Annotated in this window: 14 protein-coding genes; 8 read left to right on the forward strand and 6 right to left on the reverse strand. The window is 71.2% G+C overall.

The features are described 5' to 3' along the window. The first annotated feature begins 23 nt into the window (after positions 1-23). Together ACWDR0_RS19445 and ACWDR0_RS19450 are read left to right on the forward strand one after the other, a co-directional pair. Complete coding sequence (locus ACWDR0_RS19445; protein ID WP_456352935.1) at positions 24-1,553, forward strand: helix-turn-helix domain-containing protein; 1,530 nt, start codon at positions 24-26, stop codon at positions 1,551-1,553. A 241-nt stretch (positions 1,554-1,794) separates the two neighbouring features. Beyond that, positions 1,795-3,699 (forward strand): TerD family protein, encoded by a 1,905-nt coding sequence (locus ACWDR0_RS19450; RefSeq protein ID WP_456352936.1) that lies wholly within the window; start codon positions 1,795-1,797, stop codon positions 3,697-3,699. Between the two features lie 141 nt (positions 3,700-3,840). On the opposite strand, the gene ACWDR0_RS19455 is transcribed toward ACWDR0_RS19450, so the two are convergent. The 3 genes from ACWDR0_RS19455 to ACWDR0_RS19465 form a co-directional block, all read right to left on the reverse strand. Further along, positions 3,841-4,110, reverse strand: coding sequence for a hypothetical protein (locus ACWDR0_RS19455; RefSeq protein WP_456352937.1), 270 nt, complete (start codon positions 4,108-4,110; stop codon positions 3,841-3,843). A 132-nt stretch (positions 4,111-4,242) separates the two neighbouring features. After that, positions 4,243-7,587 (reverse strand): S8 family peptidase, encoded by a 3,345-nt coding sequence (locus ACWDR0_RS19460; protein ID WP_456352938.1) that lies wholly within the window; start codon positions 7,585-7,587, stop codon positions 4,243-4,245. A gap of 583 nt (positions 7,588-8,170) precedes the next feature. After that, positions 8,171-9,157: a LacI family DNA-binding transcriptional regulator gene (locus tag ACWDR0_RS19465; protein WP_456352939.1), complete on the reverse strand. Its 987-nt coding sequence runs from the start codon at positions 9,155-9,157 to the stop codon at positions 8,171-8,173. Between the two features lie 129 nt (positions 9,158-9,286). Here ACWDR0_RS19465 and ACWDR0_RS19470 point away from each other — a divergent pair, with 129 nt between their 5' ends. The 5 genes from ACWDR0_RS19470 to ACWDR0_RS19490 all read left to right on the forward strand — a co-directional run bounded on the left by ACWDR0_RS19470 (position 9,287) and on the right by ACWDR0_RS19490 (position 13,596). Continuing rightward, a complete protein-coding gene (locus ACWDR0_RS19470; RefSeq protein ID WP_456352940.1) occupies positions 9,287-10,207 on the forward strand; it encodes a ribokinase in 921 nt (306 codons plus the stop codon). A gap of 37 nt (positions 10,208-10,244) precedes the next feature. Next, positions 10,245-11,591 carry an NtaA/DmoA family FMN-dependent monooxygenase gene (locus ACWDR0_RS19475; protein ID WP_456352941.1) on the forward strand — a complete coding sequence of 449 codons (1,347 nt, stop codon included), beginning with the start codon at positions 10,245-10,247 and terminating at the stop codon, positions 11,589-11,591. 127 nt (positions 11,592-11,718) lie between these two features. Next, positions 11,719-12,243: a flavin reductase family protein gene (locus ACWDR0_RS19480; RefSeq protein WP_456352942.1), complete on the forward strand. Its 525-nt coding sequence runs from the start codon at positions 11,719-11,721 to the stop codon at positions 12,241-12,243. Then, a complete protein-coding gene (locus ACWDR0_RS19485; protein WP_456352943.1) occupies positions 12,236-12,694 on the forward strand; it encodes a riboflavin kinase in 459 nt (152 codons plus the stop codon). The genes ACWDR0_RS19480 and ACWDR0_RS19485 overlap by 8 nt, the downstream gene beginning before the upstream one ends. 119 nt (positions 12,695-12,813) lie before the next feature. Next, positions 12,814-13,596 (forward strand): nicotinamide mononucleotide transporter family protein, encoded by a 783-nt coding sequence (locus ACWDR0_RS19490; protein ID WP_456352944.1) that lies wholly within the window; start codon positions 12,814-12,816, stop codon positions 13,594-13,596. Positions 13,597-13,648: 52 nt separating this feature from the next. Here ACWDR0_RS19490 and ACWDR0_RS19495 read toward each other — a convergent pair whose 3' ends face one another. The 3 genes from ACWDR0_RS19495 to ACWDR0_RS19505 form a co-directional block, all read right to left on the reverse strand. After that, positions 13,649-14,272 carry a hypothetical protein gene (locus ACWDR0_RS19495; protein ID WP_456352945.1) on the reverse strand — a complete coding sequence of 208 codons (624 nt, stop codon included), beginning with the start codon at positions 14,270-14,272 and terminating at the stop codon, positions 13,649-13,651. Positions 14,273-14,370: 98 nt separating this feature from the next. Then, positions 14,371-15,174 (reverse strand): ABC transporter permease, encoded by an 804-nt coding sequence (locus tag ACWDR0_RS19500; RefSeq protein ID WP_456352946.1) that lies wholly within the window; start codon positions 15,172-15,174, stop codon positions 14,371-14,373. Beyond that, positions 15,171-16,106: an ATP-binding cassette domain-containing protein gene (locus ACWDR0_RS19505; protein ID WP_456352947.1), complete on the reverse strand. Its 936-nt coding sequence runs from the start codon at positions 16,104-16,106 to the stop codon at positions 15,171-15,173. Before ACWDR0_RS19505 ends, ACWDR0_RS19500 begins: the two co-directional genes overlap by 4 nt. Positions 16,107-16,216: 110 nt before the next feature. Between ACWDR0_RS19505 and ACWDR0_RS19510 the strand changes: the two genes are divergently transcribed. Further along, a complete protein-coding gene (locus tag ACWDR0_RS19510) occupies positions 16,217-17,035 on the forward strand; it encodes a TetR/AcrR family transcriptional regulator (RefSeq protein WP_456352948.1) in 819 nt (272 codons plus the stop codon). Positions 17,036-17,085 lie beyond the last annotated feature (50 nt).

The raw sequence follows: 17,085 nt of genomic DNA on the forward strand, positions 1-17,085 counted from the left end.
ATATCTGAGATAACCTCAACCGCATGGCAGACGACTACCTCGTACGCATCGGCAGGCTCATCCGTGACGCCCGGCAGCATCGCGGCTGGACACAGAGCCAGCTCGCCGAGGCGCTCGGCACCAGCCAGAGCGCGGTGAACCGCATCGAGCGGGGCAACCAGAACATCAGCCTTGAGATGATCGCACGCATCGGGGAAGCACTCGACAGCGAAATCGTCTCCCTCGGCTATGCCGGACCCATGCATCTGCGGGTCGTCGGAGGCCGCCGCCTCTCCGGCGCCATCGACGTCAAGACGAGCAAGAACGCCTGCGTCGCCCTGCTCTGCGGCTCCCTGCTCAACAAGGGCCGTACCGTCCTGCGCCGGGTCGCCCGGATCGAGGAGGTCTACCGGCTGCTCGAAGTCCTGAACTCCATCGGCGTCCGCAGCCGCTGGATCAACGAGGGCATGGACCTGGAGATCGTGCCCCCGGCCGAGCTGGACCTGGACGCCATCGACGCCGAGGCCGCCCGCCGCACCCGTTCGATCATCATGTTCCTCGGTCCGCTGCTGCACCGTGTCGACAGCTTCCGGCTGCCGTACGCCGGTGGCTGCGACCTCGGCACCCGGACGATCGAACCGCATATGATCGCGCTCCGCCGGTTCGGTCTCGACATCACCGCGACCGAGGGCCTGTACCACGCCCGGGTCGAGCGGCCGGCGTCCTCCGGGCGGCCCATCGTCCTGACCGAGCGCGGCGACACGGTGACCGAGAACGCGCTGCTGGCCGCCGCCCGCCACGACGGCGTCACCGTCATCCGGAACGCCTCCTCCAACTACATGGTCCAGGACCTCTGCTTCTTCCTGGAGGCGCTGGGCGTCAAGGTGGAGGGCATCGGCACCACCACCCTCACCGTCCACGGCGTCCCCACCATCGACGTGGATGTCGACTACTCCCCCTCCGAGGACCCGGTCGAGGCGATGAGCCTGCTGGCCGCCGCGGTGGTCACCGAGTCCGAGCTGACCATCCGCCGGGTGCCGATCGAGTTCCTCGAAATCGAGCTGGCCGTACTGGAGGAGATGGGTCTCGACCACGACCGCTCCTCCGAGTACACCGCCGACAACGGCCGGACCCGCCTGGTCGACCTCACGGTCCGCCCCTCCAAGCTGGAGGCGCCGATCGACAAGATCCACCCGATGCCGTTCCCGGGCCTGAACATCGACAACGTCCCGTTCTTCGCGGCGATCGCGGCCTCCGCGCAGGGCCAGACCCTGATCCACGACTGGGTCTACGACAACCGGGCCATCTACCTCACCGACCTCAACCGCCTCGGCGGCCGCCTGCAACTGCTCGACCCCCACCGCGTCCTGGTCGAGGGCCCCACCCGCTGGCGCGCGGCCGAGATGATGTGCCCGCCCGCACTGCGCCCCGCGGTGGTGGTCCTGCTGGCGATGATGGCGGCGGAGGGCACGTCCGTACTCCGCAACGTGTATGTCATCAACCGCGGCTACGAGGAGCTGGCGGAGCGCCTGAACTCGGTGGGCGCGCAGATCGAGATCTTCCGCGACATCTGACGGACTTCGGCCGCCGCACCCCTCTGACCTGCGACTTAGCGGGTCAGAGGGGTGCGGCGCCGGCTCTGGGACTTTGGGGCGTGCGGCAGGCTACGCGCCACAGGCATCGTCCCGGACCTTGCGCCCCTTCGGGAGCGTGGTCAAGGCGACATCGTAGGACCGCCTCGCCGCGGCCCTCGAAACGAAGGAAAATCGGCATACGGGTTGAAGGGGCGCTTGATACCCGATCATCCTTGTCGTCATGAGTTTCATCTCCGGCTCCTTCGACGTGCCCGACACGGGCGACTACGCCTACGACTGGGCCCTGGTGGACGTGGAGACGTCGGGCCTCATAGCCCGGCGAGATCGTGTGCTCTCCGTCGCGGTGATCACGATCGGTCCGGACGGCGAGCAGACCGGGGAGTTCTCGACGCTGCTCAATCCGGGGTGCGATCCGGGACCGGTGGAGGTGCACGGGTTGACCGTCGAGCGGCTGCTGGGTGCACCGACCTTCGATCAGGTCGCCGGACGGATCGGGGCAATGCTTCAGGAGCGAGTGCTGGTCGCTCACAATGCCCAGTTCGACTACGACTTCCTGGCCCACGAATTCGCCCGAGCGCGGATGTGGCTGCCGGTGTCGCAACGGCTGTGCACCCTGGCGCTGAATCGCCAGGTGGATCCGCCGACGGACGATATGAAGCTCGGCACCCTTGCCGCACATTACGGCGTCACCCAGCAACGTGCTCACGATGCGCTGGACGATACCCGTGTACTCGCCGGGATCCTGCGGGCGTCACTGCGCGAGGCAGCGCGACTCGACCTGCCGTTGCCGCTGGTGACCTGCCCGCCTCGGGCGGAATCGCAGTTCACGCCGCAGCCGCCGAAGACTCCTTGCGCCTACCGCAATCCGGGGCGGCTCGCTCCCGGCGGGCCGCTCCAACAGGGAATGAAGGTCGCGATCACCGGCGAGACCGCGCACGCCCGGGCCGAGTTGACAGGGCGGGCCGTTGCCGCCGGACTGAACATGATGACCTCCGTCAGTCGGCACACAAGTGTGCTGGTCACCAATGCACCGGCGTCCGATTCGGCTAAGGCCCGACGCGCAGCCGCCGAAGGCGTGCCGGTCATCGACGAGCACACCTTCCTGCGGCTGCTGGAGGACATCCGACCGGGGGCAGTGCATGGGGCGACGGCTGTCGCTGCCGCTCCGGTGGTCGAGCCGGCATCAGAACCGGTGGTCGGGCCCGTGGAGCCGGCGCCCCGCAGGACGTCTGCCGTACCCGTCTCGGAAGCCGCAGCTCTCCCCACGGTCAGCCCCGGGGCCGGAGTACCGGCTCCGCGCACACCGGTGCCCTCCGTCGGCACGTTGGACAAGCCTCTGACGGGGCGTCGCGTACTGGTGCTCGGTGGTGTCCATGCCGAGGCATCGGCGGCCCGTACTCGCATCGTCGAGCTGGGCGGGTCCGCTGCGGTCAATCTGTCCGCCAGTGTCACCGACGTCGTGCTTCTGGAGGGAGGGCAGGGCGACCGGCGCATGAGCCGCATCACCGCCCTCGAACTGCCTGTGCACGAACTCCACTGGCTGGCCTCTCCGACGCCCGCCGCCGCGGCGACGCTCCGGACTCGGGAGCCGCACGTCATGCCGAGAGGAGGCGTCATCGACCTGCCCCTATCCCACGGCAGCTCCTCACCGGAGTGGTACGTCACCGCGAGCTGGGTCCACCGGACCGACTACGAAATCGACGTCGTCGCCTTTCTCCTGGACGACGACGAACAGGTCACCTTCGACGAGGACTTCGTCTTCTACGGCGCCCCGGAGAACCCGGCCGGGACTGCGCGACTGCTGACCGGCGGCCCTGCCGAACAGACCGTCGCCCTCAACCTGACCGCGCTGCCACTCGCAACGCGCAAGGTCGTCATCGCCGCCGCCATCGACGGCATCGTCACCTTCGGGACGGTCGGGGCCATCCAGATCGGCGCGGCACCCGGCAGCAGCGGCGCACCGCTCGCCCGGGCGACCCTGGATGCCGCTACCACCGAACGCACCATGCTCCTCGCGGAGATCTACCGCAGGGGCCCGGTGTGGCGCCTACGCGCCGTGGGCCAGGGCTACGACCACGGTCTCGACACACTCGCACGCGGATACGGGGTCGACATCGCCGACTGAACGAAAACAGCGGAAGCAAGGATCTCTGCATCCCCGCCTCCGGGAGGTCCGCTTCCCGGGCCGCCGTGAGCCGCTCATGGACGTCCCGGTCCCGCTGCACGCCCTTCGCGAGCCCCTCGCCGTCCAGGACCGAGGCGCCGCTCAAACCGCCGCCCTGCCCTCAGCGGGCCCCGTAAGCCTCGCCAGCTTGACCGCCACTGCTTCCGGATTCGCTTGGCCGTGCACGCTGTCGAACCCGGCGATGAGCTCGTCCAGATTGTCGCGCTCGATCCCGCGTTGTGCTGCCCGTTCGGGATCGGCGGTCACACCACGCTCTCCGGCATTCTCGCGAATGGCCTGCAGTGTTCCGGCGGCCAGGGGCACGGAGATGCCGGGGCCGTCGCCGGGCTGGAAGTCGCTGCCGTCCGTCATGGCGCAAGTACAGCATTCGTAATGCCGTACGACGTCAGTGGGTGGCTGCTGCCCTGGAAGGGCCCCGCCGTCCGGTCTTCCGGGTGGCGGGGCCCCTCGTCATATGCGGCCGGTCAAGGGCGCGGGGGGTGGTTACCTGCCCAGGTAGGCGTCGTAGACCGTCACGCTCGCCTTGCCGCCCGCCGTGTCGGTGACCTCGCCGCGCAGGGCGACGGACTTGCCCTTTGCCGGGTTCCTGACCGTGATCAGGCCCTTGGTGACCGGGGTGGGCTGCCAGGTGGTGCCGGCGTCGTAGGAGACCGAGATCCGGAGGGACTTCAGGCCCGCGCCGGACGCGGGGCCCTGGACCGTCACCGGGTAGGTCGACGGGCGGTCCGCGGGGACCGTGCCGTCCTTGTCCACCGGGGCGCCGAAGCGGACCGTGGAGAGCGGGGTGCGGGTCTCTCCGGCCGTCGGGGACTGGGCGCTGCGGAAGGTCCAGGAGGCATCGATCCGGGTGCCGGCTGCGGTGACGTCCGGGCCGCGGACGGCCGAGGTGGTCAGGGTGTACTCGGCGTCCTCCGAGCCGACGCCGTAGCTGTCCCAGCCCGCCAGCAGGTCCTCCTTCTCACCGATCTTCGTGGTGCCCTGGTACAGCTCCGTCCGCACGGACGAGAAGGCGTAGTAGCCGTAGCGGGCATTGCCCCGGCCGTCGGAGAAGAGCGGTACCACGGCCTTGAGCCGGTTCCCCGTCCGGAAGACACCGCTCTGCTCGTTCATCAGCGGGGCGTGCACGGCGGAGCCGAAGACCGTGCGGTGGCTGGTGCCCGGGCGGTAGTCCCGCTCCGGCGCGATGTGGGTGATCTCGTCCCGGCCCTGGGCGGAGACCTGCGAGGCCGCGAGGGACCAGAGACTGCTCTTCCCCTCGGACGCCAGGTAGTGGGTCCGGGAGCCCGGCAGGGCGAAGGTGTGCGCCGCGGAGAAGTCGAAGCGCTCCGGGCCGGCCAGGACCCTGGTCCGGCCGGTCTTGCCGGGGACGGAGGCGCCGACGGCCGCGGTGGTGCGGGCGAAGTCGCCGGCGTCGAACTTCTTCGTATGGCCGGTGAAGAGCCGTTTGACGTCACCGCCCGCGGCGACGCTGTACTGGGTCGAGGCGTCGCGCTCCCACTGGGCGTAGAAGCTGTCCCGGAGCGGCACCCCGGTGGGCTGGTCCGGGCCGAGTTGCGCGACGCGGAAGCCCTCGAAGGTCGAGCCCTGGAAACTGCCGGTCAGGATCCGGTCGCCGCTGCCGATGGCGAAGGTGGCGCCGGCTCCGGTGATCGTGGCCCGGGGGTCGGCGACGGTCAGCGCGACGGGCTTGGTGCGGCGGGCGTCCACGGTGACGGTGGTGTTCCCGGTCAGCTCCACCTTGGGGTGGAGCAGCCGGTCGCTGTCCCCCGAGTCGTGGTAGAGCTCCGCGCGGAAGGCGTAGTTCCCCTTCGGCAGCCGGTGCGTCACGGTGCTCCGGCCGCCTTCGTCGTTGATCTCGGCGCGGGTCTCGCCGGAGAGCTGGAGCAGATGGGTGTAGAAGTTGGTGCTGGGCAGGCCGTCCCGGCCCAGGTAGTCGAGGGTCAGTTCGTACGACTCGACCTCACGCTCCACGGAGGCCGTGGAGCGCACGCTCGTACCGCCGCCGGTCGCGGTGACGACCGCGGTGTAGACGCCGTTGATGTCCCCGCCGATCCGGGTGTCCGCGGTGAAGGGCACCGTGGCGGTGCCGCCCGCCGGGACGGTGACCTTGTTCGCGGCGAGGGTGAAGAAGCCCGCGGGCGCGGGGTTGCCCCGCGGGTCGAGGGCCTTTACCGCCAGGTCCAGGACGATCTCCTGGGTGCCGAGGTTGCGGTAGGTGAACTGCTTGGTGACCGGCTGGTCGTCGGTGTGCGGCCACAGTTGCCGGCCGAAGGAGACGGTGGTCTCGTCGGCGACCACGGTCTGTTCGATCGCGCGGTCGACGGCGATCCGGCCGGTGCCCTGCTGGAACACGGTGTGGCCGCCGTCCACGGCGGACGCCGTCAGCGCGGCCTTGAGGCGCTCTCCGGACCAGGCGGGGTTCCGCTGCTTGAGCAGTGCGGCGGCGCCCGCCGCGTGCGGGGCGGCCATGGACGTACCGGATATGGAGACATAGCCGGCCGGATTCTCACCGAACTGGAGGGCGATGGCGCTGCCGGGGGCGGAGGCGGCGGTGATGCCGACGCCGGGCGCGGTGACGTCCGGTTTGACGGTGCCGTCGTGGAGCGGGCCCGTACTGGAGAAGTGGGCGAGCTTGTCGGCGTCGTCCACCGCGCCGACGGTGAGGGCGGCCGCGGCGCTGCCCGGGGAGCCGACGGAGCCGGAGCGCGGCCCTTCGTTGCCCGCGGAGACGGCGAACAGGACGCCCTTCTCCTTGGTCACCCGGTTGATATGGGCTTCCAGCGGGTCGATCTCGGGGGTGTCCCCGCTGCCGAAGCTCATATTGACGATATCGGCGCCCTGGGCGACCGCCCAGTCGACGGCGGCGATGGTCCCCGACTCCAGACTGCCGTAGTCGCCCAGGACCTTGCCGTTGAGGATCTTCGCGCCGGGGGCGACACCCTTGTACGTACCGCCGGACTTGGCACCGGTTCCGGCGATGGTCGAGGCGATGTGCGTGCCGTGGCCGATCCGGTCCTCGGCATCCGGGGAGGAGGTGAAGTTCGCCGACCCGATCACCTGGTTCACCAGATCCGGGTGGGTCTCGTCGACGCCGGTGTCCAGGACCGCGACGACGACGCCCTTGCCGTCGTATCCGGCCTGCCAGGCCTTCGGGGCGCCGATGCGGACCGTGCCGGTGTCCAGGGTGGAGGTGCGCACCGCGTCCAGCCAGACCCGCTCGATACCGGGGGCGGTACCGGCGGCCCGGGCGGTCCCGGCCGCGGATCCGGAGCCGGTGGTGAGGGCCGTCCACAGTCCGCCCGGGTCCTTCCGGGGCAGCGTCACGGCGTCCGCGTTGATGGACGGCAGCGTGCGCTGGACCTTCGCGTCGGCCCTGACTCCCTGACGGGCGGCGGCCGCTGACGCACCCTCGTACTCGACGATGACCTTGAGTCCGTCGCGGTAGGCGCGCAGGCTCTCGGGGGCGGCGAGCCCGGTGACGTCGAAGAGCCGCCGGTCCAGGACGCCCCGGGCGATCAGCTTCTGTGCGTCGGCGGGGACGGCGTAGGTACGCCCCCGCTCGGTCCGGCTCCGTACGGCGATCTTCTCGCGGCCGGGCCCGTGGTCGACGGAGACGACCCGGTCCCTGCTGTCGAGTCCGATGCGGTCACCGGTGATCAGTGTGACCCACCGGAGCCCGGCGGCCGTAGCGGCGGTGCCGGTGCCGCCCTCGGCGGCGCCGGTTTCGGCGACCGCCGTGGCGCCGGTCGCTCCGGCGACCAGCGCGGCCGCCACGAGGGCCGTGGTGACGGTCGTCGCACCACGCCCTCGTCGTTTGCTGGAGAACAAGATGACTCCCTGTTCGCGGGGTTCGGGGGGTGGAAGAACGGGAGCGCGGCCCCGCCTCCGGCTCCTGGGCGTGAAGAGAAGGGAGATCGAACTTCCGTTGCCCCGGGTCCTCTTGATGGCCGGAACTCGCCCCTCGGGTACGTCCGGCCCGCCGCGTACGCGGGGTGTCCGGCGGGGCTCGGGAGCCGGCCGGCCCGGAACCGCCCCGCCGGCCGGCCGCGTATGACAGGTGTCCGCGACGATGCCGCGGGGGTGGCGGCGAGGTATCGGAGGAGCGGCGGTCTCAGGGCGTGCCGTACCCGGTCGCGGCCACGGCAAGAACGCCGGTACGGCAGGAACGCCGGTACGGCAAGAACCTCGGTACGGCAAGAACGCCGGTACGGCAAGAACGCGGGCACGCCGAGACAGCGGGCACGGCAGCGGACTTCCCCTCGGCGGAAGCCCGTCTTCACGCGTTTTGGGATGCTCCGGACGGGTGCGGCATCAGCCTCGCTTCACCCGGCTCCGAGCCGCCGGACCGCGGGGGTGGCGGCGGCGGGCCGGGACCACGCCCGGCCGCCCCGGAGCATGATGTGACCCCGCGTCAGGACTCGTCGGTCGAGGCCCGGACGACCAGCTGCGGAGCGAAGCGCTCTATCCGCTCCACCCTTTCCCTGGCGGGCGCCTGAAGCAGCGTCAGACCACGCTCCGCCATCTCCGACAGCGGGTGGCGGATCGATGTGATGGGCGGGTCGAGGAGCTTGAGCATCTCGGTATCGTCGAAGCCGGTGACCGCGATCTGGCGGGGGACGGCGACCGACGAGCGGTGCAGCGTGCTCACCAGGCCCACGGCGAGGACGTCCGCGCCGCAGACGACCGCGTCGATCCGGTCGCGCTGTTCGATGATGCGGCGCGCCGCCGTCCGTCCCCCGTCGGTGGAGAAGCCGGGCAGCAGGATGGTGGTCGCGCCGGGGCCCTGGATCTCGGTGAAGGCCGCCACCCGCTCGGCACCCGAGGACGACGCCTGGTCGGCGACCAGGGCGATACCGCGGCGCCCGATGCCCTCCAGATGGTCGACGAGCAGCCGGACCGCGGAGGCGTTGTCGAGGGTGACGGCCACGGTGCCGGAGCCCTTCGCCCAGCGGTCGAAGAGGACCACGGGACGGCGGCCCGCCGCGTCGCGGACGGCCGGGCCGGAGGCGCCGGCCGATACCGGGACGACGAACAGTCCGTCCACCCGGCCGCTGAGCAGGGTGTCGATCTGCTCGGCCTCGATGGCGGTGTCGTTCGCCGCGTCGGTGACCACAAGCGTGCCGCCCATGGCACGCACCTGCTGCGCGATGGCGTCGGCGAGTTGGACGAAATACGGGTTCGCCAGCGTGGGCACGACCACGCCGATGGTTCCGGTCGCGCCGGTGCGCAGCGCCCGGGCCGAATGGTTCGGCTGGTAGCCGAGCCGGTCCGCGGCCTCTTCGACGCGGCGCGCAAGCTCCGGATCGACATTGCGCGGGGTCCCGGCGAGGACCCGCGAGGCAGTCGCGCGGGAGACGCCGGCGGCCTCGGCCACATCGACGAGTCGGGGAGCTGTCACGTAGGTGTCCTTCACGGTCGGTGGACGGGGTGTGCCGCGGAGGGCGGGGCGAACAAGCAGCACGAGGCTACTTGACGGCACGGGAACCCTGGTACAGCATGTCGGAAATCGATCTCCCAAGGAGTCCACATGTCGCCCATCACCGTCGTCGGTTCGGTGAACCGCGACTTCGTCCTGACCGTGCGGGACCTCCCGCACCCCGGCGAAACGGTGCTCGCGCGGCGCTTCGTGGAGGGGGTCGGCGGCAAGGGGGCCAACCAGGCCGTCGCCGCCGCCCGCCTCGGATCACGGGTGCGGCTGGTCGCCAGGGTCGGCCCGGACGGAGCCGCCATCCTCGACGCGCTCGCGGCCGAGGGCGTGGACGTCGACGACGTACGGTCGGACGAGCGGGCCACGACCGGGATCGCCGCGGTGGTCGTCGACGAGGGCGGTGAGAACACCATCGTCGTGAACCCGGGGGCCAATGCCGATCTGGCGATGCAGGACCTGCCGGCCCGGCTCGTCCGCTCACCGGGCGAGGTCGTCGTCGTCCAGAACGAGATCTCGCCCGAGGTCGTCGAGCTGGCGGTCCTGCGGGCCGCCGAACAGGGCGGGATCGTCGTCCTCAACCCGGCCCCCGCCCGTCCGGTCGACGACCGGGTCCTGGCCGCGGTCGACGTCCTGGTCCCCAACCGCGGCGAGCTGGCCACCCTCCTCGGCACCGAACCGCCCGCGACCGTCGACGAGGCCCGCGAAATGCTGCGGCGCGCCGGGCTGCCCTGCCGGGCCGTCGTGGTGACGCTCGGGGCGGACGGTGCCGTACTGAAGGAGGCGCACGGCCCGGACACCACGCATATCCCGGCACCGGTCGTCGACGCCGTCGACACCGTGGGGGCCGGAGACACCTTCTGCGGCGCCCTCGCGGACGCCCTCGCCCGGGGCACCGCCCTGCCGGCCGCGGTCGAGCGTGCCGTACGAGCCGCTTCGTACGCCGCCACCGGCCTCGGTGCCCAGACCTCCATGCCGTACGCGGAACAGCTCGACGCGCCCGCGGTCACCTCTGCTTCCTGACACCCGGGACACCCACCAGCACTACGGAGAACCACCCATGCGGAACCTCAAGATCGGCGTGTTCGAGAACGCGCAGACCAATGCGAGCGGCACGGCCACCTGGCGTCACCCCGACAGCCGGCGGCACCTCTTCGACACCCTTGAGTACTGGCGCGACCTCGCGGCCGTCTGCGAGGACGCCAAGCTGGACTTCCTGTTCCTCGCCGACGCGTGGGGCTGGTCCGAGATCGACGGGACCCGTCCGGCCATCGCCACGGAGGAGACCCTCGACCTGCCGCGGCTCGACCCGGTGGTCGTGGCGTCGGCGCTGCTCTCCACGACGACGCATCTGGGCCTGGTGATGACGGGCTCCGTGCTGGTGGAGCCCCCGTACGCGTTCGCCCGCCGGATGGCCACCCTCGACCAGCTGTCGGGCGGCCGGATCGGCTGGAACGTGGTGACCACGGGCACGGCCGACACCGCGGTCAAGGCGTTCGGCATGGAGATGGTGGCCCACGACGACCGCTACCGGATGGCCGAGGACTTCCTGGAGCTGGTCTACAAGTACTGGGAGGGCGCCTGGGAGCCGGACGCCCTGGAGAAGGACAAGGACGGCAGGTTCGCCGACCCGGCCAAGGTCCACCTGGTCAGCCACAAGGGCCCGTTCTTCCGCTCCGAGGGGTACGGCAACACCGCCCGGTCCCCGCAGGGCACGCCCGTACTGTTCCAGGCCGGGGCGTCGCCCGCCGGGCGCCGGGTCGGCGGCCGGCACGGCGAGTGCATGTTCGTGGGCAGCGGTACGGCGCAGCAGCTGGCCGGGCACACCTCGTCCATCCGCGAGGAGGCCGTCAAGGCGGGCCGCCGGGCCGACGACGTCAAGGTGATGTCGGCGTTCTCCTGTGTCGTCGGCGCGACGACCCAGGACGCCGAGCGGCGCTACCAGCGGATCCTCGACGCCCAGCGGCCCGAGGTGACCGTCGCCAGCTACGCCATGTTCACCGGGCTCGACCTGTCGTCGTACGCGCCGGAGACGCCGATGGCCGAACTCTCCACCGAGCTGTCGCAGACCCAGGTGGCCCGCTTCGCCGGCAAGACGGTCGGCGACGTACTCGCCGACTGGCACACTCACGGTGTCGGTGCCCGGCCCGTCGTCGGCACCGCCGAGGAGATAGCCGACGAGATCTGTGCCCTCGCGGAAGGCGCCGACCTCGACGGGTTCCTGCTCTCCCCGACGGTTCAGCCCACGTCGACGACGGACTTCGTGGAGTCGGTGCTGCCGATCCTGCGGGCCCGCGGGGTCTTCCGCGGGGAGTACACGGAGGGCGAGAGCCTGCGCGAGCGCCTGACCGGGGCGACCGGCCGCGCCCTGCCGGACAGCCACCCCGCGGCGCGCTTCCGCCACTGAGGGCCGCGGCCCTTCCCGCCCCGGGAATCCGGCCCGATCCGATCCGGCCCGATCCGGTCAGGTCCGATCCGGTCAGGCCCGATCCGGCCCCGAGAACAGAATCCGCGACGAGAGGATGTCGAAGACCATGGCCACGTCTGCCCACCATCTGCCGGAGGCGGCCGCGCCGGCGCAACTGGACGCGGCGACGCTGCGACAGGCGTTCGGGGCCTACCCGACCGGTGTCGTCGCGATGGGCGCGCTGCGCGGGGACGAGCCGGTCGGGTTCGCGGCCAGCTCGTTCGTCTCCATCTCGCTCGAACCGCCGATGGCGGCGGTCAGTGTGGCCCGCACCTCGACCACCTGGCCGCGCCTGGTGGGGGCGCCCGTGCTGGGGCTGAGTGTGCTCAGCCACGGCCAGGGCACGCTGTGCCGGCGGCTGGCGTCCCGGGACGGCAAGCGTTTCGACGGCGTCGGCTGGCGGGCGACGCCCGAGGGCGCCGTGCTGATCGACGACGCGGCGCTCTGGCTGACGGCCCGGGTGAACGCGGTGTACGACGGCGGCGATCACGAGATCGTGCTGATGGAGCTGCTGACGGCCGAACTGTTCTCCGGTGTGGAGCCGCTCGTCTTCCACACCAGCCAGTTCCGGGAGCTGATCCCTCATGGCTGACGGCTCCGCGGACCGCGCGCGGCTCTCGGGCGCGGTGGTGCGCGGTGCCGGACGGGGCCGGCTGCTCGGATTCCCCACGGCGAACGTCGCGGCCGGGCCCGGCTCACGGATCCCCGCTCCGGGGATCTACAGCGGCTGGCTGGTCCGCAGTTCGACCGGTGCCGTCCACCCCGGGACGATCAGCATCGGATCGAATCCGACCTTCTGCGACACCACGGAAGTACATATCGAGGTCCACTGCCACGACATGTCGGACGAGCTCTACGGAGAGCACGTCGGACTCTGGTTCGTGGCGAGGATCAGGGACACGGTGAAGTTCGCTTCACCCGGAGAACTGGTACGCGCCGCCCGGCAGGACGTCCGGCGGTCGGAGGCACTGCTCGCCTCCGGCCGCGGGCGCCGCGTCCTCTCCGGTGCGCTCGCCGCGCACCGGAACACCGCCTCGGTCTGAGGCACCACTCCCCGCACGGGCCCGGCAGGCGCTGCCGGCCTCCCTGCGGTCATGACCGGCCCGGTCCGGGCCGACGCCCCCCACACCAGCATTGCTCCGAACGAACAAAGGTGTGAGTTATGAGCGCATTCGAGTGGCTGAACGAGCAGTTCAGCTTTTTCGGCCTGCCCGTCTACTGGTCCGACTTCCTCGGCAACATCCTGGCGCTCGCCACGGTGATGCTGGCGCTGCGGCGGCTGCTGATCGCCTGGCCGGTGCAGATCCTCGGGTCGGTGCTGCTGCTGATCGCGAGCCTGAACGTCGACCTCGGCGGCAATGCCGCACGGCAGATTGTGATCATAGCATCGGCCACTTGGGGCTGGGCGACGTGGAAGCGCAGCCGGGAGAAGGAAGGCGCCATCAACGTCCGCTGGGCGTCGTGGCAGGAGCGGGTGGTGCTGCTGGTCGCCATGGTCGCCGGAACCCTGGCGTTCGGCGGGCTGCTGAAGGCGACCGACGCGTCGTTCTACCCGGGGGCCCCGCTGTGGATGGTGATGGCGGACGCGTGGATCTTCGTGGGCTCGATTCTGGCGATGTACTCCCAGGCCCGGCGGTATGTGGAGTTCTGGTTCGCCTGGCTGGCGGTCGACCTGGTCGGAGTGCCGCTCGCCATCCACTCGGAGCTGTACTTCTCCGGAATCGTCTACGCGATCTTCTTCGTCATGGTCGTCATCGGGATCCGCGACTGGGCGTCCCGCAGCAAGACTCAGGAGATCGCGTCGCCGCTGGAGTCGGCCGTGGCCGTCGAGGGCCGGGGCGACGGCGCGGCGGCCGGTGAGCCGGCCGTGCGGCGTCCGGGGTCCGGGGCCGCGCGGGGACCGGGCGCCGAGGCGGCGCGGGGGCCCGGGGCGGCGTCCGACTGAACCGGCGGCCGGACGTCCGTTCCGTCACCGTACTGCCGCCGCGCTCCGTCCCTCACCGGGCGGGGCGCGGCGGCGTCCGCGGGCCGGTCCGGGGCCGGGCGCCGGACCTCGTACGGCCGCGGCGCGGCGGCCCGGTTCCGGCCGGGCCGGTCATCGGCACCCGGTGGCCGCCGCCGGACGAGCACTCCCACTCCGGGGTGTCCGCCGTGAGCGCCGCGTGGTAACCGAGACCGTGGTCGGGGCAGACCGGCCAGACCGTCCAATAACGGTCCATCAGATAGCCCTGTACGGCATCCGCCGTCTCCACCACGAGGTCCGGTTCGCGGACGGCCCGGATCGTGGTGTTGCCGACCTGGGTGGAACCGGTCGGCTCCCACGCGTCGGGCGGGGTGGACGACAGCGACTCCACGATCGCGAGCCCGGTCTCGCGTTCCGCCCGGTCGAGGAAGAGGCGTGCCCAGCGGGACGCCAGAGCGATACGCCGCTCCTGCACCAGCGGCGCCAGCCGCTCCGGCGGGAGTTCGCCGTTGCCGGTGAAGGTCTCCCAGAGGAATGCGAGGAAGTCGTTCGACTCCTCGGCCTCGCCCGGTTCGAGCCACAGCGGCTCGCACACATCCCGGGTCCAGGCCAGGAAGGCCGGGTCGGTCAGGCGGTCGAAGGCGGGGGCGGGCGGCATCGGGACTGCTGAACTCCTTGTCCGGGCGCCGGGATCGGCGCTTCGTCACCTCTCGGACCAGTATCCGGGGCCGCGACGGGGGCGGGGCAGGCGCCCGGTCACTCGCCGGTGCGCCGGGTGAACCGGTGCGCGGTGAAGGCGGCGGCACCCAACAGGACCGGTACCCACCAGACGAAGGCGGCCAGGACATCGCCACCGGCCGGGGTGCCGGTCAGCAGCGCCCGTACCGCATCGACCACCGGAGTGAAGGGCTGGTGGTCGACAAAGGCCCGCAGCGGACCCGGCATGGTCTCGGAAGGAACCAGGGCACTGCTGGCGTACGGCAGGAAGACCAGCACCATGGCATAGCCGCCGGCCGCCTCGACGCCCGCCGAGACCACTCCGATCAGTGCTGCCAGCCAGGCGACGGCGCAGGCGAAGACCAGCAGGAGCGCGCCCGCCGTGAGCCACTCGGCCGCGGACGCCTCCGGCCGGAAGCCGACCAGCAGTCCGGTACCGGTCACCAGCACCACGGCGAGGGCATTGCGGAGTACGGCGGATACGACGTGTCCGACGAGTACCGCCGCGCCGAACACCGGCATCGTCCGGAACCGTTCGACCAGGCCGTTCCGCAGGTCGTCGGCGACGCCGACGGCGGTCGACGAGGCACTGAACGCCACGGAGAGCACGATGACTCCGGAGATCAGATAGTTCGCGTAGCCGGGTCCGCCGGTGTCGACGGCACCGCCGAGGAGATAGCGGAACAGCAGCAGAAGCATGACCGGCAGCACGACGGCCTGGACGAGTTCATCGGTGCTCCTGGTCAGATGCCGCAGGCTGCGGCGGGTCAGAATCCAGCAGTGGGCGACGGCTGAAGCGAAGCCGGCGCGGTCGTGGACGGCGGCGGTGGCAGTCCGGTTCATGACCGGCCGCCCGGGCGGCCCGCGCCGGTCAGTTCGGCGAAGACATCGTCGAGGCTGGGCCGGAGCAGCGCCATGGAGACGACCTCGGCCCCGTGCGCGGCTGCCCGGTTCAGCAGCCGCAGGACGTCCGCGGCACCGTCGACCGGGACACTGACGGTGCCCCCGGTCCACCGTACGCCGCCGGTGAACAGCCCATGGGCCAGCGGTAGATCGGCCGGCGCGAAGGACAGCTCCAGCCGTTCGGCGCCGATCCGGCCCTTCAGCCCGTCGGCCGTGCCCTCGGCGACCACCCGGCCGCCGTCGATGACCGCGATCCGGTGCGCCAGCCGGTCGGCCTCCTCCAGATACTGGGTGGTCAGCAGGGTGGTCGTACCCCGTGCCAGCAGTCCGCGGATGGTCTCCCACAGCGCGGCGCGGGCCGTGGGGTCGAGCCCGGTGGTGGGCTCGTCGAGAAAGAGCACCGACGGCCGGGCGACCAGCCCGGCGGCCAGGTCGAGCCGGCGGCGCATTCCGCCGGAGTACGTCCTGACGGGCCGCCGGGCGGCGCCTTCCAGCCCGAACTCCGCCAGCAGTTCGGCGGCGCGGCGCCGGGCGGGCCGGGCCCGGAGACCGGTCAGCCGCCCCATCATCTCCAGGTTCTCCTCGCCAGTGAGCAGTTCGTCCACGGCGGCGGACTGGCCGGTGACTCCGATCATCCGGCGTACGGCCCCTGGCTCCCGGGCGACGTCGTGGCCCTCGACCAGGGCCGTACCGCCGTCGGGCGCCAGCAGGGTGGTGAGGATCCGCACCGTGGTGGTCTTGCCCGCGCCGTTCGGCCCCAGCAGGGCGAGCATCGTTCCCCGTTCGACGCACAGATCGACCGATTCCAGCACCGGGACGGCGCCGAACGACTTGCGCAGGCCCTTCACCTGGATCGCATAACTGACGGCCATGCCGACACAACTCCCCCATGCAGCAGGAATCCGAAACCGTATATGACGTAAACTCAGATATAAGCGATACCGGGTTTCCACCGACACTGTCAACCCGATCACGGAGAGCGATGAGCACGAACCGCAAGACCAAGGAGAGCCGGGCCAAGGCCCTGGAAGCGATGTGGGGAAGCGAGCCCGGTCGCTCCGCACGGGGTCCCAAGAGAGGGCTCTCGGTGGAGAAAATCGCCTCCACGGCCATCGAAATCGCCGACGAGGAGGGGCTCGACGGCATCTCGATGCAACAGGTGGCCGGCCGGCTCGGCTATACCGCCATGTCGCTCTACCGCTATGTGCCGGGCAAGGAACAGCTCGTCGACATCGTGTACGACCGGGCGCTCGGCGAACCGCCCGGCCGGAACCCGGACGGCACCGCGGCGGCGCGGGGCGGGCCCGCGGACGGGACGGGCTGGCGGGCCGGGGTCTACCGCTGGGTGCGGGCGATGCTGGGGGTTTACCACCGCCACCCCTGGCTGCTGGACGTCACCATCAGCTCGCCGCCGCTCGGGCCCAACCAGCTGACCTGGCTGGACGCACTGCTCCAGGAGGTCTCGGACATCGGCCTGGAGGACGACGAGATGATGTACCTGGTGATGTTCGTCGCCGGTGCCGTACGCGATCTGGCCCGGACCTCCAGGGAGCTAGCGCAGGCTCCGGACCGGACCGGGGTGTCCGTCGAGGAGATGGGCGAGAACTATGCGCGCGCCATGCGGGAAGTCATGGACGGCGACCGCTTTCCCGCGCTGTCGCGCCTGGTCGCGGCGGGGATCTTCGAACCGGCCGACACCGCGTACAACGACATAGCGCCCAGTCTGGACTTCGGCCTGCGCAGGCTGCTGGACGGGGTGGAGGGCCATGTACGGTCGGCCCGCCGGGCGGCGGGGGCCTGACGGCGGCCGTACGGGCAGATCCGTGACCGTGGCCGTGGCCACGGGACGAA

Source organism: Streptomyces sp. NPDC003691 (assembly GCF_053981115.1).